The organism is Xanthomonas sp. LF07-6 (genome assembly GCF_034105445.1).
Lineage (GTDB): Bacteria > Pseudomonadota > Gammaproteobacteria > Xanthomonadales > Xanthomonadaceae > Xanthomonas_A > Xanthomonas_A sontii.
The window spans coordinates 640,208-653,945 of the sequence record NZ_JAXGGI010000001.1 but is presented as its reverse complement, the minus strand read 5'-3'; the positions used below and the strand labels follow the sequence as shown (position 1 = coordinate 653,945).

16 protein-coding genes are annotated in these 13,738 nt (G+C 71.2%); 3 read left to right on the top strand and 13 right to left on the bottom strand.

The window, feature by feature from the left end; translation table 11 throughout:
- Position 1: 1 nt before the first annotated feature.
- The 3 genes from SLW56_RS02670 to SLW56_RS02660 form a co-directional block, all read right to left on the bottom strand.
- Entirely contained in the window at positions 2–874 is an 873-nt protein-coding gene (locus SLW56_RS02670) for an SPFH domain-containing protein (protein WP_026143690.1), read from the bottom strand.
- Between the two features lie 342 nt (positions 875–1,216).
- Positions 1,217–1,843: a DapH/DapD/GlmU-related protein gene (locus tag SLW56_RS02665; RefSeq protein ID WP_295941976.1), complete on the bottom strand. Its 627-nt coding sequence runs from the start codon at positions 1,841–1,843 to the stop codon at positions 1,217–1,219.
- A complete protein-coding gene (locus SLW56_RS02660) occupies positions 1,833–2,984 on the bottom strand; it encodes an aromatic ring-hydroxylating dioxygenase subunit alpha (RefSeq protein WP_267093676.1) in 1,152 nt (383 codons plus the stop codon). Before SLW56_RS02660 ends, SLW56_RS02665 begins: the two co-directional genes overlap by 11 nt.
- Positions 2,985–3,178: 194 nt before the next feature.
- Between SLW56_RS02660 and purT the strand changes: the two genes are divergently transcribed.
- Positions 3,179–4,366, top strand: coding sequence for a formate-dependent phosphoribosylglycinamide formyltransferase (gene purT / locus SLW56_RS02655; RefSeq protein WP_017916348.1), 1,188 nt, complete (start codon positions 3,179–3,181; stop codon positions 4,364–4,366).
- Between the two features lie 78 nt (positions 4,367–4,444).
- Here purT and SLW56_RS02650 read toward each other — a convergent pair whose 3' ends face one another.
- The 7 genes from SLW56_RS02650 to SLW56_RS02620 form a co-directional block, all read right to left on the bottom strand.
- Positions 4,445–5,080: a hypothetical protein gene (locus SLW56_RS02650; protein ID WP_267093677.1), complete on the bottom strand. Its 636-nt coding sequence runs from the start codon at positions 5,078–5,080 to the stop codon at positions 4,445–4,447.
- Complete coding sequence (locus tag SLW56_RS02645) at positions 5,077–5,718, bottom strand: hypothetical protein (protein WP_223875685.1); 642 nt, start codon at positions 5,716–5,718, stop codon at positions 5,077–5,079. The genes SLW56_RS02650 and SLW56_RS02645 overlap by 4 nt, the downstream gene beginning before the upstream one ends.
- 7 nt (positions 5,719–5,725) lie before the next feature.
- A complete protein-coding gene (locus SLW56_RS02640; RefSeq protein WP_320694314.1) occupies positions 5,726–6,481 on the bottom strand; it encodes a PhnD/SsuA/transferrin family substrate-binding protein in 756 nt (251 codons plus the stop codon).
- A complete protein-coding gene (locus SLW56_RS02635; RefSeq protein ID WP_017916351.1) occupies positions 6,478–6,978 on the bottom strand; it encodes a PAS domain-containing protein in 501 nt (166 codons plus the stop codon). Before SLW56_RS02635 ends, SLW56_RS02640 begins: the two co-directional genes overlap by 4 nt.
- 10 nt (positions 6,979–6,988) lie before the next feature.
- The gene (locus SLW56_RS02630) at positions 6,989–7,372 is read right to left on the bottom strand and encodes a roadblock/LC7 domain-containing protein (protein ID WP_017909884.1); all 384 of its coding nucleotides are present in this window, start codon (positions 7,370–7,372) and stop codon (positions 6,989–6,991) included.
- A gap of 321 nt (positions 7,373–7,693) precedes the next feature.
- Positions 7,694–8,926: an endonuclease/exonuclease/phosphatase family protein gene (locus SLW56_RS02625; protein WP_295908331.1), complete on the bottom strand. Its 1,233-nt coding sequence runs from the start codon at positions 8,924–8,926 to the stop codon at positions 7,694–7,696.
- Between the two features lie 91 nt (positions 8,927–9,017).
- Positions 9,018–9,779 (bottom strand): arginyltransferase, encoded by a 762-nt coding sequence (locus SLW56_RS02620; protein WP_295959804.1) that lies wholly within the window; start codon positions 9,777–9,779, stop codon positions 9,018–9,020.
- A gap of 200 nt (positions 9,780–9,979) precedes the next feature.
- Here SLW56_RS02620 and SLW56_RS02615 point away from each other — a divergent pair, with 200 nt between their 5' ends.
- A complete protein-coding gene (locus SLW56_RS02615; RefSeq protein WP_043092804.1) occupies positions 9,980–10,582 on the top strand; it encodes an EF-hand domain-containing protein in 603 nt (200 codons plus the stop codon).
- Between the two features lie 361 nt (positions 10,583–10,943).
- Here SLW56_RS02615 and SLW56_RS02610 read toward each other — a convergent pair whose 3' ends face one another.
- From SLW56_RS02610 to SLW56_RS02600, 3 genes are all read right to left on the bottom strand, one after another.
- Entirely contained in the window at positions 10,944–11,465 is a 522-nt protein-coding gene (locus SLW56_RS02610) for a DUF2007 domain-containing protein (RefSeq protein WP_017908863.1), read from the bottom strand.
- Between the two features lie 10 nt (positions 11,466–11,475).
- Positions 11,476–12,384, bottom strand: a complete 909-nt coding sequence (tesB, locus tag SLW56_RS02605; protein ID WP_010341175.1) for an acyl-CoA thioesterase II — start codon at positions 12,382–12,384, stop codon at positions 11,476–11,478.
- Between the two features lie 72 nt (positions 12,385–12,456).
- On the bottom strand, positions 12,457–13,236 hold the full coding sequence (locus SLW56_RS02600) for an enoyl-CoA hydratase/isomerase family protein (RefSeq protein WP_320694313.1): 780 nt from the start codon (positions 13,234–13,236) through the stop codon (positions 12,457–12,459).
- A gap of 34 nt (positions 13,237–13,270) precedes the next feature.
- Here SLW56_RS02600 and SLW56_RS02595 point away from each other — a divergent pair, with 34 nt between their 5' ends.
- Positions 13,271–13,717: a copper chaperone PCu(A)C gene (locus SLW56_RS02595; RefSeq protein WP_320694312.1), complete on the top strand. Its 447-nt coding sequence runs from the start codon at positions 13,271–13,273 to the stop codon at positions 13,715–13,717.
- The last annotated feature ends 21 nt before the right edge of the window (positions 13,718–13,738 follow it).

Below are 13,738 nucleotides of genomic sequence, written 5' to 3'. Positions count from 1 at the left end.
CTCAGTACAGCGAGCCGGCGTTGACGATCGGCTGGGTGCCGCGGTCCGAGCACAGCACGGTCAGCAGGTTGCTGACCATGTGCGCCTTGCGCTCCTCGTCCAGTTCGACCACGCCGTTCTTCTGCAGTTCGGCCAGGGCCATCTCGACCATGCCCACCGCGCCGGCGACGATGCGCGTGCGCGCGGCGATCACCGCGTTGGCCTGCTGCCGCTGCAGCATCGCCTGGGCGATCTCCGGGGCGTAGGCGAGGTGGCTGATGCGCGCCTCGATCACGTCCACGCCGGCCTGGGTCAAGCGTTCGTCGAGGTGGCGCTTGAGCTGTTCGCTGATCTCGTTGGGATGGCTGCGCAGCGAGATCTGCCCGTCCTCGTGCTGGTCGTAGGGATAGCTGGTGGCCATCGCGCGCAGTGCCGCCTCGGACTGGATGTGCACGAAGCTCTCGTAGTCGTCGACGTTGTAGACCGCCTCGGAGGCATCCATCACCTGCCACACGATCACCGCGGCGATCTCGATCGGGCTGCCGTCCAGCTCGTTGACCTTGAGCCGCCCGCTCTCGAAGTTGCGCACGCGCTGGCTGACCTTGCGCTTGCTGAAGAAGGGATTGTTCCAGCGCAGGCCCGGGTCCTTGACCGTGCCCACGTAGCGGCCGAACAGGCTCAGCACCGCGGCCTGGTTCGGTTCCAGCGCGTACAGGCCGACCACCAGGAACAGCGCGACGGTCAGCACCGGGATCGCGACCAGCAGGGTCCACGGCATCGCCGACGGCTGCAGCACGCCGGTGGCGATGATCGCGCCGGCGCCGGCCACGAACACCAGGACCAGGCCCACGATCATCGGGATGCCGGGCAGGGAGGAACGGGGCTGCTCTTTCATGGTGGACGTCCTTGGGTGGTTGGACGAAAAGATATCAAATTGATATCAGGTTGCAAGAGGCGGGGAGTGGGGAATCGGGAATGGGGAATCGTGGGGGCGGGTTCATGGGGGCGGGCGGGTCTAGGGGAGCCGGCTACCCACCTGCGTGCGGCATCCGCTTTTGAGGACCGGGAAGGTGCTGAAGTCGCGCGGTATGCAGAGGCGGGCAGCCCGGGTGTCGACTTGGCGGGCGTCGGCGGTGTGCATCCATCGGCCGCGTGCCGTCACGCCGGGGGCAGCAGACCCAGCGCTTTTATGATTCCCCAATCCCGATTCCCGATTCCCGGCCGCCGAGGCGGCCACTCACCCGCCGAGGATCAACACCGGCGTGCGAAAGCCGCTGAGGTGGTGGGTGCCGGTGGCGATGTCGCTGCGGTAGCGGCCGGGGATCTCGATCTGGCAGCGTTTGCCGATGCGCACACCGGGGCCGATGTCGACCTGCCGGCCGAGCGTGGCCTGGGCGCCGATCTGCGCTTCGGCACCGAGTGTCACGCCGGCCTCGATCCACGCCGAGGCGCCGACCTTGACCGCCGATTCCAGTACCGCCGCCGCGCCGATCCAGGCGTTGAAGCCTATTTCGCAGTGCGCATCGACGAGGGCGCCGGCGCCGATCGCGCAGTTCTCGCCGACGCGCGCGCTGGCCGCCACCTGCGCGCCGCGGCAGATCAGCGGCGGCATCCTGAAGCCGCGCGCCTTCAGTTCGCCCATCAGCTCCTGGCGGCGGAAGTTGAGGAACTGCGCGCCCCAGGCGACGAAGGCGGTGGCGCCGGTGTCGGCCAGTGCGTGCAGGGCATCCAGGTCGAAGCGGTAGTCCTTGCCCTGGGCCACGTCCACCGGATGCAGCACGCACTCCGGCGCCGCCTCGGCCCAGGCCGCCAGCGCCCAGCGCAGCAGCGCACCGCTGCCGACCACGTACTTGTCAGAGGACATGGCGGTTCTCCATGACGTCCATGTACCAGCGTTCGATCTGCATGTTGGCGTGCTCGTAGTCGCCCAGCACCGCGCGCGGGGCGCCGGCGCGCAGTCCCGACTGCACCTGCTCCATGATCTCGATGTCCTCGCGCAGTACCTTCTCGGCGCCGTGCAGGTGCCCGAGCAGCACCGCGTCGGAACCCGGATAGCGATGCTTCTTGCGCGCGGTGACGTAGTACACCAGCAGGTCGGTGCGCTGCGCCGATACCGGCTGGTGGTGCTCGATGATGAAGGAATAGCCGCCCGAGCCCGAGGCGATGTGCAGGTTCGGGTACAGCAGCCAGTTCAGATACCAGTCGTCGTTGCCGAAGCGTTCGACGTGCGCGTGCCAGGGGTAGTGCGCCATCGCCACCAACGGCTCGTTGAGCCCGCCGCTGCTGAAATCGCGCAGGCGCGCCAGATGCGCCTCGCGCGAGGCGCTGCCCTCGGCATGGTAGCGGCGCGCCTCGGCGACGCCGGCATCGTCCATCTGCACCTGGAACTTCACCTGCTGCGCCAGCGTGCGCGCATGCACGAAGCGCGGGTGCAGCGCGTCGCGCAGGTTCTCGTAGGCCAGCTTCCAGTTGAAGTCGGCCTCGAAGGTCGCCACCAGCACTTCGTCGTCGAACTGTTCGGAAGCGGCGCGCAGCATCTCCAGCGCCTCCAGCGAGAACTGCGCCTCCAGCGGCATCGGCGTGGGCGACAGGTTCACGAACACCAGCTTGCCGATGCAGGCCACCGCGAAGCGGCGCAGCCGCAGGCAGGCGCGCGCCTCTGGGGCCAGGCGGTAGGCATCGTCCTGGAACGGGATATTGTCCACGCCGCCGTCGGCGCCGTAGCGCCAGCCGTGGTAGCTGCAGACCAGCGGGCGCACGCCCTGCGGTTGCTGTTGCAGCGGGTTCTGCCGGTGCAGGCACAGGTTGTCGAAGGCGCGCAGTTCGCCGTCGATGTGCTGCACCACCACGTCCACCCCGCAGATCGAGCGGCGCACGAAGGCGTTGGGCTTGTCCAGCAGCATGCGCGGCGCCACGAACTGCCACAGCGGCTTCATCAGGAGCTCGCGCTCGCGCGCAAACCAGGCCTCGTCGATGTAGGCCTCGGCCGGCATCAGCGAGTGCATGGGCGCGCCTCGGCGGTGCGGCAGGGCGTGCCGTGGCGGTGTTCGGCGCTGTGTGCGTGCATGGCGACATCCCCAGTGACGCTGCGGAAGATAGCACCTCGCTGCGCACCGACGATGCCGTGGCCGGTCCTGTGCCGGGGTGGGGCACTGGCCCGGTAGAATACGGCTCCCCTCTTCGCGCAGGCGCCGCCGCCATGGTCACTCTGGGAACCCCGCTGTCCGCTTCCGCCACCCGCGTGCTGCTGCTCGGCTCCGGCGAACTCGGTAAGGAAGTGGCGATCGAGCTGCAGCGCTTCGGCGTGGAGGTGATCGCGGTGGACCGCTATGCCGACGCCCCGGCGATGCAGGTCGCGCATCGCAGCCACGTGGTCGACATGCTCGATGCGATGGCGCTGCGCGAACTGATCGCGCGCGAGCAGCCGCACCTGATCGTGCCGGAGATCGAGGCGATCCACACCGAGACCCTGGTGGCGCTGGAGCGCGACCTCGGCCAGCGGGTGATCCCGACGGCGCGTGCGGCGCGGCTGACCATGGATCGCGAAGGCATCCGCCGCCTGGCCGCCGAGACCCTGGGCCTGCCGACCTCGCCTTACCGCTTCGTGGACACGCCCGAGCAGTACCGCGAGGCGATCGCCGCGGTCGGCCTGCCGTGCGTGGTCAAGCCGGTGATGTCGTCCTCCGGCAAGGGCCAGAGCACGCTGCGCAGCGCCGCCGATATCGACGCGGCGTGGGAGTACGCGCAGACCGGTGGCCGCGCCGGCGCTGGCCGCTGCATCGTCGAGGGTTTCATCGACTTCGAGTACGAGATCACCCTGCTGACCGTACGCCACGCCGGCGGCACCGCGTTCTGCGATCCGATCGGGCACTGGCAGAAGGACGGCGACTACCGCGAGAGCTGGCAGCCGCAGCCGATGTCGGCGCTGGCCCTGCAGCGCGCGCAGGACATCGCCCGCGCGGTCACCGACGATCTCGGCGGCTGGGGCCTGTTCGGCGTGGAGCTGTTCGTCAAGGGCGACGAGGTCTGGTTCAGCGAAGTGTCGCCGCGGCCGCACGACACCGGCCTGGTCACCCTGGTGTCGCAGGAACTGAGCGAGTTCGCCCTGCATGCGCGTGCGATCCTCGGCCTGCCGATTCCGGCGATCCGTCAGAACGGCCCGTCGGCCTCGTGCGCGCTGCTGGCCCACGGCGAAGGCGTGCCGCGCTTCGGCAATGTCGATGCTGCCCTGCAGGCGCCGGACACCGCCCTGCGTCTGTTCGGCAAGCCCAGCGTGCACGGCCACCGCCGTGTCGGCGTGACCCTGGCCCGTGGCGCAAGCATCGACGAGGCGCGGCAAACCGCCCGCGACGCCGCCGCGGCCCTCACCATCGACCTGGACGCATAAAACGGCGAGCGCTCGGAAAGCGGGGCCAAAGGGGACCCGCTTTCCCATTCCCCACTCCCGATTCCCCATTCCCAGCCGCTAAGCCGGCGGCGCAAACCGTGCCGCCGCCAGGCGGATGCTCCACACCAGTTCGACCATCGCCAGGTTGTTGAGCAGCGCCTCGCCGCCCAGCACCAGCCAGTAGCCGGCGCCGTCGACCCAGAACGGTACGAACGACCAGTCCGGCAGCAATAACTGCGGCTCGCTGTAGAACGCCACGTAGCGGTGCGCGCCGTGCCAGCCGCGCGCGCTCTGACGCTGAGCGAAGCCGGAGAAGTCGGCCGCGGCCACGCTCAGCGTGTCGGCCTGTTCCTGGTCCAGGCCGGCATGGCCCAGGCAGAAGCCGCTGTCGGAGGCCAGCACCGCGCGGCGTTCGGCCGACAGCGGGGCGATCACATGCTGGGCGAAATCGTCCAGGCGGATTTCCGGGCCCGGCACTGCGCGCCGCAGCAACTGCACCCATTGCTGTTCGCGCGCCTCCTGCAGCAGCCGCTGTGCGTCGCCGCCCACGCGCTGGCGCCACTCCTGCAGCGACAGCGCGCCGTGCGCGCCGAGCAGCAGTTGCAGCGCGCGCTGCAGGCGGTCGGGCGTGGCGCTGGCGAAGCCGTGCAGCACGCCGTGCGGGGTCGGCATCAGCCAGGTCGGTTCGGAGCTGGTCGGGTCGGGGGCGATCATCGCGGCGCACTCGCGCTGGAAAAGGACAGGGCGTCGACGTTGCGGCCACCCAGCGGCTCGCGCTGCTGCAGCCAGCGCGCGGTGCTGTCCCAGCGGTCGCCCAGGGCCAGCGCATGGCGGCGCAGTTCGCGCGTGGCGAGCATGAAGGCGAGCTTGTCCTGGCAACTGATGCAGTAGTCCAGGAACTCGCGCTCGCAGCGCGCCGCGGCGATCGGTGCGCCGTCGCACAGCGCGTCCACCACCTCGCGCACCATCCGCCGCGAATGGTCCGGGCTGGCCCGGCGCACCCGCGCCGGCACGTCGGCGGACGGCCGCGCCAGCACGCTCCAGCGCGTGGCCAGGGCGTTGATCGGCAGCAGCGCGTGGCCCTGGCTGTGGCGCTGGAAGGTCTCGGCCACGTGCGGCGCCAGATGCGCCGCGGCCATCTGCAGCGCCAGCTGGCGCAAGGCGACGTCGTGCCGCGGCAAGGCCACGAACAGGTCGGCCAGCACGCCCTGGGTCGGTTCGTTGTCGTGCAACTGCAGCGCGGCGTGCAGCCGCGCCAGGTGCGCGGCGGCGTCGCGCGGGTCGCGCAGCAGGGCACGGGCATGGGTGCGCATCACCAGGCGTGCAGGATCGCGAGCGGGAAGCGTGGGCATGGGCGCCTCAGTCCAGCAAGGTGTCGATCAGGTCGATCATGAATTCGGCGTCCTCCGTGGCCATCGCCTCGAAGCCGCGTTCCAGGCCCAGCGCGTCGAGCATCGCCTGGTCGTCGCGATGCGCGGCATCGCCCAGCGCCAGCAGGGCGTCGCGCAGCGCCGGCAGTTGCGGGCCCAGGCGCGGATGCGCCAGCAGCACGTGGCCGATGTCGCACAGCGCGCTTTCCACCAGCGGACGCAATCGCGCGCGGGTCAGGCGCGACAGACCGTGGTAGGCGGTGGCCAGGAACAGGCCGGCATCGGCTTCGCCTTCCAGCAGCAGCCGCGCCACCGCGGCGTAGCTGCTGGCCGGGCGCCAGGCGATGCGTTCCGGCTCCAGGTCGGCCGGTTCCAGCAGGCGCAGGCCGATCAGGCGCACGTCGTGGTTGGCGGTCAGGGCGATGCGGCAGCCGTAGGGCAGGTCTTCCACGCAGCGCGCCGGCGCCTCGGCCGCGGTCGCGATCACCACCTCGTCGGCGTGCCCGCGCGGCCTGACCAGCGGCAGGTAGCCGCGGTCGCGGATCAACGCGCTGGCGTCGAACGGGCTGGCGTACACCAGGTCGACGACGCTGTCGTCCAGCAACTGCCGCTGTTCGGCGGCATCGGCCGGCATCAGCAGGCGCAGGCCGATGCCGGCGCGGCGCTGCAGCACCGTGCTGAGCAGGTACCAGCCGCCGAAGTATTCGGGCGCGAAGTCCGGCGCGACCAGGAACGTGCAGCTCATGCCAGCGGCTCCGCGCGTTCGTCCTGCAGCCATTGCGCGTACAGCGGCTGCAGCGCGTCGATGCGCCGCCGCGACGGCTTGCGCCGCACCGAGGTGAAGCCGACCACGCGGCCGTCGCGGACGTTCGGCAACGCGGTGGCGTAGACCCAGTAGCAGGCGCCGTCGCGGCGCAGGTTCTTGACGTAGCCGTGCCACTTCTCGCCGGCCAGCACGGTGTCCCAGAGTTCGCGGAATGCGCGCCGCGGCATCTCCGGGTGGCGCAGGATGCAGTGCGGCGCGCCGATCAGCAGTTCGCGCGGCCAGCCGCTGAGTTCGACGAAGGCGTCGTTGGCGTGGGTGATGATGCCGTCCAGGTCGGTGCGCGAGACGATCAGGCGCCCGTCCGGATAGGCCACCTCGCGTTCGCTCCAGTACACCGTGCGGCGGCTGCCGTCGTGGTAGCGCAGCTCGGCGCTGCGGTGCGGCTCGTGCGGCGCTTGCATCGGCGGCAGCGGCATGGCGGCGCCCCTACAGGATCTGTTGCAGCGCCTGCGCGGCGCGCTTGATGTCCAGGAACACCAGGCCGAGCTTGGCGCTGGGCTTGGCCAGCACGGTGAGCACCGCCTCGCGGCCGGCCGCACTCATGATCACGTAGCCGAGTTCGCCCTGGATCAGCACCCGCTCCAGCGCGCCGCGCGCCAGTTCACGCGCGCTGCGCTCGCCCAGCGCGAGCAGCGCCGCGGACATCGCGCCGACGCGGTCCTCGTCCATGCCCTGCGGCATCGCCGAGGCGATCATCAGCCCGTCCAGGGAGATCAGCGCCGAGGCCTCGATATCGGCGGTGGCGCCGTTGAGGCCTTCCAGCGCCTGTTGCAACTGTTGCGTTCGCATGCTCGCCATCCGCTTGCGCATCCCGACCGGGTGCGGGAGGCATTGGACCGCGTCGGCGCAGTCTTGCCCTTGATCTGGATCAAGGCCGATGGCGGTACTCGGCGCAGAGGGCCCGTGCAGGCGAGTCGATCCGACGGGCGGCACCGCTGCCGCGGCGGGACGAGGCGCTCCTTCCGCCCGTGGCGCCTTGCGGCCGGCGCTCGAGGCGGCCGCGCTGGTGGCCGGCCGGGCGCTGGGGGCATGGCGCGCCGCCGGCCAGGCAGAGAAACGGCGGCCGCTAGGCCGCCTGTGGAGCGCTGCCAGGACGGCGCCGCGCAGCGCGCCGCCCTCGTTCGCCGGCGTCTACGGTCCCGCGGCGACGTCGACCCAGACCAGATGGTGGTCGCTGCCGTCGGCGATGGCGGCGGAGGCGTCATTGGAGGCCGGCCAGAACACGCCGCTGTCCAGGTAGCGGAAGTTGCGCGACGGCAACACGTAGTCCAGGCGCATGGTGCCGGCCTTGGGGCCGAAATCGCCGGTGACCTGCTGCGGTGGGCCGCGATGGTCGATGCCGGTGGCCGCGTAGGCGCGCGTGGTCTCCTCGCCGCCAGCGCTGTGCGGGGTGGGGTATTGCAGGACGCGCGGATGCGTCACCAACGCGCGGATCGCGTCGTGGTGGCCGTCGCCGTCGATCACGTCGTTGTTGAGGTCGCCGAGCATCACGAACTGCGCATCGGCGGCCAGCCCGCCGCAGCGGCCGGCGTCGTCGCACAGCCAGCGCGCCTTGCCGCTGCCGGCATCGTCCAGGTACTCGCGCCACAGCCGCAGTTCGTCGTGGTTGCGTGCGGCGTTGCGCTTCTCCGCGCCGTCGAACACCGGCGGGGTCGGGTGCGCCACCAGCGCATGCAGCACGCCCAGCGGGGTGCGCACCGGCACGTCCCAGTGCGACTTGGACGACAGCCGCAGCTGCGCCCACACCGCGTCGCTGTGGAAGAAGCGGCCGGTGGCCGGATCGACCGGGCGCAGCGCGTCGGGCATCGCGCTCCATTTCAGCAGGCGGAAGCTGCGCACCGCCGCGGCGTCGATCGGGTACTTCGACAGCAGCAGCATGCCGTACTGGCCGGGATGCAGGCCGTAGCCCCAGGCGTCGTTGCCGCGCGCGCGGCCTTCGCCGCCGACATGGCCGTCGTTGTCCAGGTCCAGGCCGCTGGGCACGCCGGTGTTGACCGGGGCCAGGTAGCGGTAGGGATAGCGCAGCGCAGCGCCGCCGTGCGGTTGCGGCACCTCGAGGTAGCGCTGCTCGAACAGGTCGGCGGCGCGGTGCGCCTCGTCGTAGTCGAACTCGTTGAGCAGCACGATGTCCGGGCGCACCTGCTGCAGCACCGCGGCGATCTTGCGCGCCTGCGCGCTGTCGCCCTGCAGGGCGGCGATCAGTGCGCCGGGTTCGTCGGCATTGAGCGAGGTGTTGTAGGTGGCCAGGCGCAGTGTCGTGGCGGCGGGCGCGGCGGCGTCGGTCATCGGGGAGGACGTGGGGGCGGTGTGCGCGCAGGCGCCGCACAGCAGGGTCAGGGCGAGCAGGAGGAGGCGTGATGTCATGCGCCGATTTTCGCATGCGCGGCATGTCGGCACGATGGCGCCGCGACGTGCGGCGGCATCGACTGGGCAGCGCGGTAGCGGTTGCCGTCGGCTAGCCGCCGAGCTGGCGCAGATAGTCGTCGAAGTCGCGCCAGTGGCGGCCGTCGTAGGCCTGCAGCGGCCGGAAGCGGCGCTTGTAGTCCATCTTCTGGTGGCCGCGGATCCAGTAGCCCAGGTACAGGTGGCGCAGGCCCTCGCGTCGCGCCCAGGCGATCTGCTGCAGGATCGCCAGGGTGCCCAGGCCGCGCGCGCCGGCGTCCGGGTCGTAGAAGGTGTAGACCGCCGACAGCGCCTGCGCGGCGATGTCGGTGACCGCTACCGCCAGCAGCGGCCCACGCCTTCCGTCCGGCATGCGCTGCCGCAGCTCCAGGAAGCGGCCATGCGACCAGCGGCCGATCAGGAACTGGTCGAACTCGTGCGCGCCGTGATCGTCCATGCCGCCGCCGGGATGGCGGTGGCGCAGGTAGCGCTGGTACAGCGCCAGCTGTTCCTCGTTGCGCTCGGCGGCGACGATGCGGACCTCGACATCGGTATTGCGCGCCAGACAGCGGCGCTGGCTGCGATCGGGCACGAACGCATCGATCGGGATGCGCACCGCAACGCAGGCGCGGCAATGGTCGCAGTGCGGGCGATAGACCAGATCGCCGGAGCGGCGGAAGCCCCAGCTCAGCGCCAGCGGATACAGCGCGCCCAGGCGTGGATCGTGCGGGTCCAGCACCAGGTCGCGGGCCTGCCGCTCGGGCCAGTAGCCACATGCGTGCTGGCCGGTCTGGAACAGCCGCAGGTCGTCGCTGGCGTCGGAATGAATGGCCATGCGTCGAGCATAGCGCTTCGTCATCGCAGGGGCCGCGACTGTCCCGTCGATGAATGCGCCCGGCGGCGGGTCAACCGCGGCGGCGACGGGGCGTTGTCAGCAGGGAAGGCACCGCGGTGCCGGCCCGCGATGCGGGCCGCTTGCGGCGCCGGACGCCTGCCGTCCTCGGCAGGTTTCTCATCATCCTCAGGGAGTGACCCATGAAGTCTCGCAACCCGCTGCTCGCCCTGGCCGTGCTGGCCGTGCTGTCCGGTACCGCCTACGCCGTTCCCCCGCCGCCGGCCGATCCCGCCGCGCCCGCCGATGCCGGCGGCATCGCCGCGCTCGACAAGAACGGCGACGGTGTCATCGACCGCAGCGAGGCCGCCGCCGATCCGCGCCTGGCCCAGCATTTCGACGCCATGGACAAGAACCACGACGGCAAGCTCAGCCGCGACGAGTGGCCGCGCCACGGCCGTCACGGCGGCCCGGGCGACCACGGCGTGCCCGGCGCGATGATGGCCAAGCTGGACACCAACAAGGACGGCCGCATCAGCCGCGCCGAAGCGCAGGCCGATCCCAAGCTCGCCGCGCGTTTCGACAAGATGGACGTGAACAAGGACGGCTACATCGACCGTGCCGACTTCGAACTGCGCGCCAAGCAACATCGCGATGCCTGGTTCACCGCGGCCGACACCAACAAGGACGGCATGCTCAGCCGCGCCGAGTTCGATGCGGCGCAGGCCAAGCGCTGGGCACATCGCCCGGGCGGGCAGCGCGGTGGCGACGCACCGCCGCCGATGCCGGCGCCGGACAGCAACTGAGCCATCCGCCGCGGCGGTGGCCGCGGTGTCACTGCACCAAGGCGCCGATCGACAGCGCCCCTGCGCCCCGCGCGCAGGGGCGTTCTTGTTTTTCCATCTGCCGAAACCTGCCGTCGCGTGCAGTGCGGCGCAGGTGCAGCGCGGGACGCGCGTGGTCGCGCGGGGCGCGTCGACAGCGTCGCGGCCGGTTGCGGTGGCGGTCTCCGCTACGGCGGACGCCGCGCGCAGGATTCGATCGCCGTGCCGATCGGATTGCCGTCGCAGCGTTGGCGCCTCCGCCGTCGCGCAAGGACGATCATCGGCAGGGCGTCATCGCCAGAGGCGACGTCCACCGCATGCGTGGACCTGCGTTCGGCGCGGCTCAGTTGCCGCGGGGTGCCGGCTGCACGCGCACGCGCACTTCGTCGCTGCCGCTGTCCTGCGCCGGGGGCGTGGCCGGTTGCGTCGCGGGTGCCTGTGCTGGTGCGGTGGTCGGCGCGCGGTTGTCGCGATGGCGCAGCACGGTGATCAGCGCCACCGCACCGATCGCCAGCAGCAGGGCGATGCGGATGCGCCAGGCCCAGCGCTTGCCGCCGTCCGCTTCCACCTGCGAGCGGAACTCGTTCAAGTAGGGCGCACGGCCCTGTTCCGGATCGCGGCGGGTGCTGTCGAGCAGGCCGGCGTCGCGCAGCAGTTCGCGTGCGCGCGGCTGGTCGTCGGCGTGCACCACCCACACCGTGGGCTGGGCCTGCGCCGCGACCGGGTCGAGATAGCTGAACTGGCCGCTGCGCCGGGTCCGGTAGGAGCGGCCGTTGCTCAGGCGCACGTCGATGCCGGCATCGCGCAGCAGGGCGGCGACGCCTTCGGCGGTTTCCACGCGTTGGCTGCTGAAGATCTGACGCATGTTCGTGTCCTCAGCGTTTTGCCGGCACCTGCGCCGCGGCGTCGGCGTCGGGGACCACCCGGATCAGGCCTTCCTGTGCGGTGCTGGCGACCAGGGTGCCGTCGCGGGTGAAGAACTGCCCGCGCGCCAGGCCGCGCGCGCCCTGCGCACTGGGGCTGTCCAGCGAGTACAGCAGCCAGTCGTCGGCGCGGAACGGGCGGTGGAACCATAGCGCGTGGTCGAGCGAGGCCATCTGCACGTTCGGCGTGTAGTAACTGATGCCGTGCGGGAAGGTGGCGGTGCCGAGCAGGTGGAAGTCGGAGGCGTAGGCGAGCAGCGCCTGGTGCAGTTCCGGCGCATCGCCGACCGGCTCGCTCAGGCGCAGCCACATTTGCTGGAACGGCGGACGCTTGGGCGGATTCAGTTCGTCGCGCGGATACACGTGGCGGAACTCGAACGGGCCGCCGCGGGAGAGCCAGCGCTGCACCTTGGTCGGCAGCGTCGCCAGCACTTCCGGGCGCGCCGCCGGAGTCGGCTCGATGTCTTCCGGCTGCGGCACTTCCGGCATCTTCAGCTGATGGGTGGCGCCGTCCTCCTGTTCCTGGAACGAGGCCGCGCAGAAGAAGATCACCTTGCCGTGCTGGATCGCGGTGACCCGGCGCACCGAGAAGCTGCCGCCGTCGCGGGTGCGGTCCACGTCGTAGACGATGGGGTGCTCGATGTCGCCGGCGCGCAGGAAGTAGGCGTGCAGCGAATGCACGCGGCGCGCGTTCTCGACCGTGGCCTGCGCCGCCGACAGCGCCTGGCCCAGCACCTGGCCGCCGAACACGTACTTGGTGCCGATGTCGCGGCTCTGGCCGCGGAACAGGTTGTCCTCCAGCCGCTCCAGCGACAGCAGCTCGATCAGTTCGGAGACGACGGGGGCGGGCTTGGCGGACAAGAGGCGGGGCCTGGCGACGGACGTGCGCCGATTATAGCGGGCCGTCCGCGCCCGCCCGCGTGCCCGCTCCGCTCAGCCCTTGCCCAGACGCGCCACCAGCGCGCGCAGTGCGGCCTGGGTGTCCGGCGCCTGCCAGTCGTCGATCAGTCGCTCCAGCCCGATGTGCTCGTCGGCCAGCGCCGCGCGCAGGTCGGCGCGGGCGACGGCACGGGTCTGCAGCATCGGCTGCCGCGGGCGCTTGAGCAGGTCCAGCAGCCAGGCCAGCGCGCGCGCCACCACCAGGTCGGCGTCGACCAGTTCGTCGACCAGGCCGATCTCCAGCGCGCGTTCGGCACTGACCAGGTCGCCGCCGACCAGCAGGCGCTCGGCGCGGTGCGCGCCGACCACCCGCCGCAGCAGGCGCTGGATGCCTTCCGGGGCGACCAGGCCGACCTGGGTCTCGTTCAGGCCGATGTGCAGCGGATGCGCCGCATCGGGGCTGCGCGCCATCACCCGGTAGTCGCAGCACAGCGCCAGCACGCAACCGCCGGCCGGGGCGTGGCCGGTCAGCGCCGCGACCACCGGGATCGGGCTGGCGGCCAAGGCGCGCGCCGCACCGAAGAACTGCTGCCAGCTGCCCAGCAGCTTGGCGCGATCGTCGCCGTGGCCGAGCAGGTGCGGCACGTCCATGCCGGCGGAGAACAGGCGTTCGTTGCCCGACAGCACGATGCCGTGCGCGCCATCGGCGTTGGCCTGCTCGATCGCCTGGATCAGGTGCCGGCACAGGTCGGTGTCCAGCGCATTGACCGGCGGCCGCGCCAGGCGCAGTTCGCGGAGGGGGCCGTGGTTGATCACGTCGATGAGCGTCGTCATGCTGCGGTCTGCTTTCGAAGAAGGAACCTCGGCGATGATAATCAAACCATTCGCTGGCGTATTGTTCGTACTGTGTGCGGTTGCCGCCACTGCGTCGGCCGCGGAACCGGCGTGCGTCACTCTGGAGCAGGGCTGGGCGCGCTTGCCGCCGAATCCGGCGATGCCGATGACCGCCGGCTACGGCGTGCTCCACAACGGCTGCGGCAAGCCGGTCACGGTCGTCGGGGCCAGCAGCCCCGCTTTCGGCGATGTGTCGTTGCACGAAACCACGCTGGTGGCCGGCGTCAGCCGGATGCGCGCGGTCGAGCGCGTGCCGTTGGCGCCTGGCGCCCGCGTGGAACTCAAGCCCGGCGGCATGCACCTGATGCTGATGCAGGGCAAGGGTGCGCTGAGCCAAGGCCAGGCCGTGCCGCTGCAGTTGCAACTGGAAGGCGGCGGCAAGGCCGATGCGACGCTGACCGTGCGCAAGCAGGCGATGTAGGGGAGCCTCCTCGGGAAAAGG

Coding starts and splice junctions, on each gene's coding strand:
- SLW56_RS02625 (WP_295908331.1), bottom strand. CDS start 8,926: ATGACATCACGCCTCCTCCTGCTCGCCCTGACCCTGCTGTGCGGCGCC.
- SLW56_RS02640 (WP_320694314.1), bottom strand. CDS start 6,481: ATGAGCTGCACGTTCCTGGTCGCGCCGGACTTCGCGCCCGAATACTTC.
- purT (WP_017916348.1), top strand. CDS start 3,179: ATGGTCACTCTGGGAACCCCGCTGTCCGCTTCCGCCACCCGCGTGCTG.
- SLW56_RS02660 (WP_267093676.1), bottom strand. CDS start 2,984: ATGCACTCGCTGATGCCGGCCGAGGCCTACATCGACGAGGCCTGGTTT.
- SLW56_RS02600 (WP_320694313.1), bottom strand. CDS start 13,236: ATGACGACGCTCATCGACGTGATCAACCACGGCCCCCTCCGCGAACTG.
- SLW56_RS02615 (WP_043092804.1), top strand. CDS start 9,980: ATGAAGTCTCGCAACCCGCTGCTCGCCCTGGCCGTGCTGGCCGTGCTG.
- SLW56_RS02595 (WP_320694312.1), top strand. CDS start 13,271: ATGATAATCAAACCATTCGCTGGCGTATTGTTCGTACTGTGTGCGGTT.
- SLW56_RS02610 (WP_017908863.1), bottom strand. CDS start 11,465: ATGCGTCAGATCTTCAGCAGCCAACGCGTGGAAACCGCCGAAGGCGTC.
- SLW56_RS02645 (WP_223875685.1), bottom strand. CDS start 5,718: ATGCCCACGCTTCCCGCTCGCGATCCTGCACGCCTGGTGATGCGCACC.
- SLW56_RS02630 (WP_017909884.1), bottom strand. CDS start 7,372: ATGCGCAAGCGGATGGCGAGCATGCGAACGCAACAGTTGCAACAGGCG.
- SLW56_RS02665 (WP_295941976.1), bottom strand. CDS start 1,843: ATGTCCTCTGACAAGTACGTGGTCGGCAGCGGTGCGCTGCTGCGCTGG.
- SLW56_RS02650 (WP_267093677.1), bottom strand. CDS start 5,080: ATGATCGCCCCCGACCCGACCAGCTCCGAACCGACCTGGCTGATGCCG.
- SLW56_RS02635 (WP_017916351.1), bottom strand. CDS start 6,978: ATGCCGCTGCCGCCGATGCAAGCGCCGCACGAGCCGCACCGCAGCGCC.
- SLW56_RS02670 (WP_026143690.1), bottom strand. CDS start 874: ATGAAAGAGCAGCCCCGTTCCTCCCTGCCCGGCATCCCGATGATCGTG.
- SLW56_RS02620 (WP_295959804.1), bottom strand. CDS start 9,779: ATGGCCATTCATTCCGACGCCAGCGACGACCTGCGGCTGTTCCAGACC.